Origin of the sequence: Mesorhizobium sp. M7A.F.Ca.ET.027.02.1.1 (genome assembly GCF_004022985.1) — a bacterium.
GTDB lineage: Bacteria > Pseudomonadota > Alphaproteobacteria > Rhizobiales > Rhizobiaceae > Mesorhizobium.
The window spans coordinates 1-1,103 of record NZ_RZOL01000792.1 but is presented as its reverse complement, the minus strand read 5'-3'; the positions used below and the strand labels follow the sequence as shown (position 1 = coordinate 1,103).

General features: G+C 63.2%; 1 protein-coding gene. It reads right to left on the bottom strand.

Going from position 1 to position 1,103, the window contains the following annotated elements; translation table 11 throughout:
* Positions 1 to 230: 230 nt before the first annotated feature.
* On the bottom strand, positions 231 to 1,103 hold an 873-nt coding region (locus tag EN749_RS36185; RefSeq protein WP_128365011.1), incomplete at its 5' end, for a C45 family peptidase.

Below are 1,103 nucleotides of genomic sequence, written 5' to 3'. Positions count from 1 at the left end.
GACAGAGATCGATCCGATCCGCTTCACGAAAAAAACATCAGAATGGTGCAACCGCTTGTGAAGGCCCGGCGCAAGGAGATGGCTGGGTGATCATCCTGGATGGTGGTTGGATTAAAGGCTTGCCCGGTATCATCTGCCACCATTCTCAGGTTGCCCGACACGATCGATCCTCTGTTACCTGGATATTCTCCCGCAGAGACCCACTCGACGATAGCGGCAGCGGGCTAGTACTAGTAGACGACTTGCATCGTTCCGCTTAGCGCGTCGCGCTCGTCCGGCGTCGCGTGCACGCGCCATTCGACACGATCCGGGAAAATTGCGAAGAGGGCCGTGGCAAGGGTCTGGGCGTAATCGTCCCGCCCATACTCGCCGCGATAGATCGGGGTGGTTTCATCGAAGAGCACCGCCTCTGGACCGCCTGCCAGCGCACCTTCCGCGATCATCCGGTCCGCCGCCTCCTGCCGGTTACGGGAAGACAGCGTGATCGTCTGGTCCAGCCCGTTGAGTTCCCCGAAGAGCAGGTGGTTTGCGTGGGCTCGCGGCGAGGCGGCCTCCTGAATGGCGCAGCCTGAAGCGGGCGCTTCGACGGAAAGGAGCCGCCGCGTCTTCGCCTCACCGAGATTGTGGTGAAAGCCGCTGGCACGGTCCTTACGCCTCAGGATTTCGACCGCTTCGTCCAGGCTCCTCGCATCGAGGATCGCGCGGCAGATGATCTGCCGCGGTACGCCTGGCTGAAGATCATGGGCGCTGATGTTGTTGACAGTCTGGACGAGCCCGGCCTCGTTCAGGCCGAACGTATGCCCCAGCAACTGGCCGGGGTACATGAAGCCGCTCCAGGCCGGGCCCTCATCGGGCTCGACCTCGGCCCAGAGACAGCGCCGAGCAATCTCAACATCGCCGTCCTCGTTATGGGCAATTACCGCCGGGCCGTCACCTTCCCCCGGAATGAGGAGCGAGGTGCAGCCCGTGGCGGCGAGCGCTTTCGTTGCCGGGGAGACGTCCTCGGGAAGCTGCAGGTCGCCCCAGCAGTTCCAGAGGAAGACCGTTTCGAAATCCTGCCCGACGCCCGCGGCGATCCCCTCGATCTCGCGTACAAAGCGGGG